A 6,160-nucleotide genomic window follows, 5' to 3' on the forward strand; every position below is an offset into this window, starting at 1 on the left:
CAACTCACCTTCACGAAGCCGGTAATATCAATTCTTTGAAGGTCCAGCATGAATTTCATCCTTGTATCGTTCACTTTCCCGTCCCTTTCAGCATTATAATAATCTCCTCTATCACAATTTCCGGTTCATCGTGATGAATGTAATGTCCGCTACGACCGGCAATCCGGTGCTTGCTTGACGTTGACAGCCACTGGAAATCAACTTGTAGCCTCTGCTCAATTTCCAGTATTTCCTTATCAGGCCATTCTCCGCCACCCTTATCCGGTAAACCTCTTGTAATAATTGAGAGAGGAATGTCACTTATTCGGACATAATCAACGATTTGTTTATAACTCTGTACCTTATCGATTTTTTCACTATTTAACATAGGATTCTCGAAATATTCCCTATTTGCTGCAACCAATTTTTCAGGCAAAACCTTTTCATACGCAAGCTCTTTATATTCGGGCGCAGCATCAACCAAAACCATGCCGGCAATGATCTGCGGATAAAGGCTTGCATATAATCTGGCCACCAGACCGCCAAAGGAATGCCCCACCAATAGATAGGGCGGTTCTACCTCAAGCTCCAGCAACAATTCGGAAAGCTCATCGACCAGATCAAGGCAAGTCCGCGGAACGGATGCCACATGACTCCTACCAACACCCGCCCTGTCATAAGAAAAGGTAGACGTTTCCTGCGATATTCGACCTTGGACCTCGTTCCATGTCTCACAGCTATCACCTAATCCAGCTATGAAGATTACGCTCGGTGTACTTTTTCGTGAATATTTACTGTACAGCCTGCGGTTATCGCTGGTATCAATTAACTTTTTACGTTGTATAGTCACTTTTAATCACCCATTTAAATTATAAGCTAAATATTATTAATATTTCTACCTAAATTGCAATATTAATCGGGGATGAAAAAAGATACCCTTTACCGTTTGAAAAATAACGAGCGCATGCCTTGGCATAATCTACAACAAGAAACTGAGCTACGTGAACTCCAACAGGCTACGTAACCTCCAAACTCCAAAAAACGCACAAAAAAAAGCAGGCACAAGGCCTGCTTTTTTTGTTGCGCTATTAACGGCGTAGGCCGAGTTTAGCAATAAGATCACGGTAACGTTGAACTTCAGTTTCACGCAAGTATCTAAGAAGTCTACGGCGTGTTCCGATCATTTTGTAAAGACCACGACGTGAGTGGTTGTCTTTCTTATGAAGACGGAAATGTTCAGTCAAGTTATTGATCTCTTCCGTAAGGACAGCGACCTGGACGTCTGCTGATCCAGTATCTGTTTCATGAATTTTATATTCATTGATCAATTCGTGTTTACGTTCTTGTGTTATAGCCATCCTTTTCACCTCCACTATCAAAGTATCCCCTATTTCCTAGCAAACGTTGGTGATTCGCCATGCCAAGAAACGGTTAGTGCACATCGGCACTTGTTTATAATACCATGCCGATTTTTAGATTGCAACACTCATCGATGAGTGGCCAACATCACTTTTGCATATTTTTTATCCTTTTCCATTTCTTCGATTAATGCTTCCGCAGAACTAAATTTAAGTTCCCCACGAATACGTCCAATCCAATCAACAGAAACAGTCTTCCCATACAAATCACCATCAAAGTCAAGCACATGGACCTCTACGACAGCTGGAATGTCTCCTGGATTATGGAATGTCGGTTTGACACCTACACTACAAACGCCGTCACGGATCACGTCATCGGCCGTAAAACGGACTGCATAAACACCATTAGCGGGTAGAATTGTATCTTCCTCTGGTGTCACATTTGCAGTCGGGAAACCAAGTAGCCGCCCCCTTTTCTCACCGTGGACCACGATGCCGTCTGTACGGAACGGTCTGCCAAGTAAAGATTTAGTTTCTTCCACATTCCCATCGGACAGCAGCTGACGGATACGTGTGGATGAAATCTTCTCCCCACCGTTCTCAACTTGCCCAATGACAGTCGTATCAAACGCTCCTTTTGAGAGCTCAGCCATTAGTTCCATCGTGCCCACACCTTTCGAACCAAATGTGAAATCGAACCCTGCAGTCACATGTTTAATATTGAGTCTCTTTATAAAACTCTCTGTGAACTGCTCCGGAGAAAGAGAGGCCAGTTCCCAATCGAATTTGACGATAAACAGCGCATCGATTCCCATTGAACGGAACAATCTTACTTTCTCCGGGTATTGTGTGATGTATCCGACTTTGTTTTTTCCATCGCCAAAAAGATGGGATGGATGTGGATCGAATGTCATGACAGCCGAACAGATACCAAGTTCTTTCGCTTTTCTTTTCGCTTCACCAATCACTGCCTGGTGACCTTTATGCAATCCGTCAAAAAAGCCGACTGCAAGCGAATACTGCCCAATATTTTTTATTGAGAAGTTGCTAGGATAATCCAATTTATAGATGTCCACTCTAGTTCCCCCTTACTTGTTCAACGGAAACATCTTTTCAGGCTTCATAAGACCGGATTTCTCAGGATGCTTCCTATACACTGCAATTGCCTTGCCATCTCTCGTAAATACAAGTAGATTTCCATTTTGAAGAAGTTGATGTTCCGGCAATACTTGTCCATTCTGCACTTTTTCGTAGAGGTCATCGCCGATTTCCGTGGCCGCGAAGTTAGTGAGTGCATCTTCGAGTGGGCGAAGAATTGTATCGATTTCCCCATCCTCCCGAAGTTTCCTCACTTCATCCAACGTCCGACAGTCTTTTTTTTCATAGCTTCCTGATGCAGTTCGAACTAGTGCTGCCATATGCGCTGGATAGCCGAGCAGTTCCCCGATTTGGACAGCAAGTGTCCGAATGTACGTCCCTTTTCCGCAAGAGATGCGTATACGAAATGTGATTTCATCCCCTTCGTACATATCAACAGAATCTAGCAATTCGATTTCACGGATGTATACTTTACGCTCTGGTCTTTCAACTTTAATCCCTTTTCTTGCATACTCATAGAGCTTACGTCCGTTCACCTTCACTGCTGAATACATTGGCGGAATCTGTGTAATTTCTCCTGTGAGCTGCGTAAGTACTTGTTCGATTTCACTTCGCGTCACTCGCTTTGGCGATAAGTCGGAAGCAATAATCTCCCCGTCCGCATCTTCCGTTTCCGTGGCCTTCCCGATTGACACGACTGCGACGTACTCCTTACCAGAATCCGTCACATACTCCGCCACTTTTGTCGCCTGCCCAATGCAAATCGGCAATACGCCTTCCACATTTGGATCGAGTGTGCCTGTATGTCCAACCTTTTTCGTTCCTAGAATTTTCCGCAATTTAAATACACAATCATGCGAAGTCATCCCTTTTTCTTTCCATAGAGGAAGAATTCCATCCATTTAAATACCCCTTTTATTCGCAATAATACGTTCCACTATGTAAATGGAGGAAGTCGGAAAGTCCTTGTGGACACCGACTTCCTCCATTTTTTCATTATCTAGGCTTCAGCTTAGACGTTGTTGGTGTCGTCTTGCACCTGTCTAAGAAGTGAATCGATCCGATTTCCATATGCAACGGAAGCGTCGAATTCGAATTCAATTTCAGGCGTTAGACGGAGTCTGATCCGTCGGCCGATTTCAGCGCGAATGAATCCTTTCGCCTTGTTCAAACCTTTTAGCGTATCCTCTTTTTCAAAGTCTGTTCCAAGAACGGAGATGTAGATTGTCGCCTGTTGGAGATCGCCGGTTACTGCGACGTCAGTCACTGTAACAAATCCGATTCTTGGATCTTTCACTTTTTGACCGATGATATCGCCAAGTTCTTTCTTCATCTGTTCTGCAACACGGTTAGCACGCATTGTCATGGATGGTCACCCCAATTCTGAATCAGTAATAGTCGAGCGTAAGATTGGACATTTCCCATTCAGGATTCGACTCCAATAATCGGATTGCCCGTCTTACTTCCCGCTCAGCCGCATCTTTTGATGAAGCAGTTGCAACGAGTGCAATTGTCGTTCGTTGCCAAAGTTCTTGATGATCAATTTCCGCAATAGAGACATTATAGGAATTTTTCACCCTGTCCGTCATGCGTTTCAAAACAGACCGCTTCTCTTTCAATGAAGCCGTCTCCGGAATGAAGAAACAACATTCCGCATAGACAATCATACTCGTTTAATTTCTTCCATCACGAATGGCTCAATGATGTCGCCTTCTTGAATATCGTCAAAGCCTTTAATCGTGATTCCGCAATCATAGCCTTTAGTGACCTCTTTTGCATCATCTTTAAAGCGTTTCAATGTATCCATTTCACCTTCGAAGATCACGATGTTATCTCTTAGGATGCGGACGCTTGAGTCACGGGTGATTTTACCGTCCGTTACATAGCTTCCCGCAATCGTACCGATTTTAGACACTTTGAACGTTTCGCGTACTTCAACTTGACCAATAATCTTTTCTTCGTATTCAGGATCGAGCATGCCTTTCATAGCCAACTCGATTTCCTCAATCACTTTATAAATTACACGGTGTTGCCTGATATCGACGCCCTCTTCATCCGCAGCACGTTTCGCATTGACGTCTGGACGGACGTTGAATCCGATGACGATTGCGTTTGAGGCAGCCGCAAGTGATATATCAGATTCATTAATCGCTCCAGCACCCGTATGGATGATTTTCACATTAACGCCTTCAACTTCGATTTTCATCAATGAGGCAGCCATTGCTTCAACCGTACCTTGTACATCTGCTTTAACGATTAGGTTCAATTCTTTCATTTCACCTTGCTTCATCTGCTCAAACAGGTTATCCAATGTAATTCTTGTTTTCTCGACGCGATGTTCTTGAAGTGCCTCGCCCGCTCTTGTTTCACCGATTTGACGAGCTGTTTTCTCATCTTCAAAAACAACAAAACGGTCTCCGGCTTGTGGCACATCACTTAAACCTGTGATTTCTACTGGCGTTGACGGTCCAGCTTCTTTCACACGACGTCCTACATCACTCATCATTGCACGTACACGTCCGAATGTGTTACCTACCACGATTGGATCACCTACACGTAATGTCCCGTCTTGTACGAGAAGTGTTGCAACAGAACCGCGACCACGATCTAATTGCGCCTCAATCACTGTTCCACGAGCCCGGATTGCCGGATTCGCTTTCAGTTCTCCGACTTCAGCAACAAGTAAAACCATTTCAAGCAATTGTTCAATTCCATCGCCAATCAATGCTGAAATTGGAACAAAAATCGCGTCGCCGCCCCATGCTTCAGCAACAAGGCCATGCTCTGTCAATTCTTGCATAACACGGTCTGGATTCGCTGAAGGTTTATCCATCTTGTTTACTGCGACAATAATCGGTACTCCCGCCGCTTTCGCATGATTGATGGCTTCAACTGTTTGGGGCATAACGCCATCGTCAGCTGCAACTACCAAAATTGTAAGATCTGTCACTTTCGCTCCACGTGCACGCATCGTCGTAAACGCAGCATGACCTGGTGTATCAAGGAATGTGATTTTTTTACCATTCTCCACAATCTGGTAAGCACCAATATGCTGAGTGATTCCGCCTGCTTCGCCTTGTGTAACTTTTGTATTTCGAATGGAATCCAGAAGTGTCGTTTTACCATGATCGACGTGACCCATGATTGTTACGACAGGAGGGCGTTCCATTTGTCCCGCTTGCGCATCTTCAGATTCTTCAAAATAAATTTCTAAATCTGTTACATCAATGCGGATTTCTTCTTCTACTTCAACTTCATAATCTGTACAAATTAATTCAATTGCATCTTTGTCAAGTTCTTGGTTGATTGTTGCCATAACACCAATCATGAACAATTTTTTGATGATTTCAGAAGGTTCACGGCCCAATTTCCGTGCAAGTTCAGCAACGGATAATGACTCGTAGAATGTAATTTTTTCTGGTAACGGCTGCTCCACTTTTGGTAGTGGGGCTGGACGATATCTTCTACGTCCTTGGTTTATGCCGCGTGCTGGTGGACGTCCACCACGTCCACCGCCACCACTTGGACGACCGCCGCCTGGACGTGCTGCCGGGCGTGCTGTTGTACCTTGTGTGCTTTGACCTGGACGGGATGGTGCGCCACCTTGTGCCGGACGCGCTGCCGGACGGTTAGCTGATTGTCCTGATGTGCTTTGGCCTGGACGAGACTGACCTCCACTTTGTGCCGGACGTGCTGCTGGACGGTTAGCTGATTGTCCTGATGCG

7 protein-coding genes are annotated in these 6,160 nt (G+C 44.7%); all 7 read right to left on the reverse strand.

Going from position 1 to position 6,160, the window contains the following annotated elements; all coding sequences use genetic code 11:
• Window positions 1-70: 70 nt before the first annotated feature.
• Entirely contained in the window at window positions 71-829 is a 759-nt protein-coding gene (locus H4683_RS02415) for an alpha/beta fold hydrolase (protein ID WP_192597240.1), read from the reverse strand.
• A gap of 238 nt (window positions 830-1,067) precedes the next feature.
• Window positions 1,068-1,337, reverse strand: a complete 270-nt coding sequence (gene rpsO, locus H4683_RS02420; RefSeq protein ID WP_192597241.1) for a 30S ribosomal protein S15 — start codon at window positions 1,335-1,337, stop codon at window positions 1,068-1,070.
• Between the two features lie 128 nt (window positions 1,338-1,465).
• On the reverse strand, window positions 1,466-2,413 hold the full coding sequence (locus H4683_RS02425) for a bifunctional riboflavin kinase/FAD synthetase (protein ID WP_192597242.1): 948 nt from the start codon (window positions 2,411-2,413) through the stop codon (window positions 1,466-1,468).
• Window positions 2,414-2,425: 12 nt separating this feature from the next.
• The gene (gene truB / locus H4683_RS02430) at window positions 2,426-3,337 is read right to left on the reverse strand and encodes a tRNA pseudouridine(55) synthase TruB (RefSeq protein WP_192597243.1); all 912 of its coding nucleotides are present in this window, start codon (window positions 3,335-3,337) and stop codon (window positions 2,426-2,428) included.
• A 110-nt stretch (window positions 3,338-3,447) separates the two neighbouring features.
• The gene (gene rbfA, locus H4683_RS02435) at window positions 3,448-3,801 is read right to left on the reverse strand and encodes a 30S ribosome-binding factor RbfA (protein ID WP_192597244.1); all 354 of its coding nucleotides are present in this window, start codon (window positions 3,799-3,801) and stop codon (window positions 3,448-3,450) included.
• 22 nt (window positions 3,802-3,823) lie between these two features.
• Window positions 3,824-4,102, reverse strand: a complete 279-nt coding sequence (locus H4683_RS02440; RefSeq protein ID WP_192597245.1) for a DUF503 domain-containing protein — start codon at window positions 4,100-4,102, stop codon at window positions 3,824-3,826.
• The coding region (infB, locus tag H4683_RS02445) for a translation initiation factor IF-2 (protein WP_225941839.1) at window positions 4,099-6,160 on the reverse strand (2,062 nt) is incomplete at its 5' end. The genes infB and H4683_RS02440, both read right to left, overlap by 4 nt.

Source organism: Sporosarcina limicola, assembly GCF_014873855.1.
GTDB classification, from domain to species: Bacteria; Bacillota; Bacilli; order Bacillales_A; family Planococcaceae; genus Sporosarcina; species Sporosarcina limicola.

Coding starts and splice junctions, on each gene's coding strand:
- rpsO (WP_192597241.1), bottom strand. CDS start 1,337: ATGGCTATAACACAAGAACGTAAACACGAATTGATCAATGAATATAAA.
- truB (WP_192597243.1), bottom strand. CDS start 3,337: ATGGATGGAATTCTTCCTCTATGGAAAGAAAAAGGGATGACTTCGCAT.
- rbfA (WP_192597244.1), bottom strand. CDS start 3,801: ATGACAATGCGTGCTAACCGTGTTGCAGAACAGATGAAGAAAGAACTT.
- H4683_RS02440 (WP_192597245.1), bottom strand. CDS start 4,102: ATGATTGTCTATGCGGAATGTTGTTTCTTCATTCCGGAGACGGCTTCA.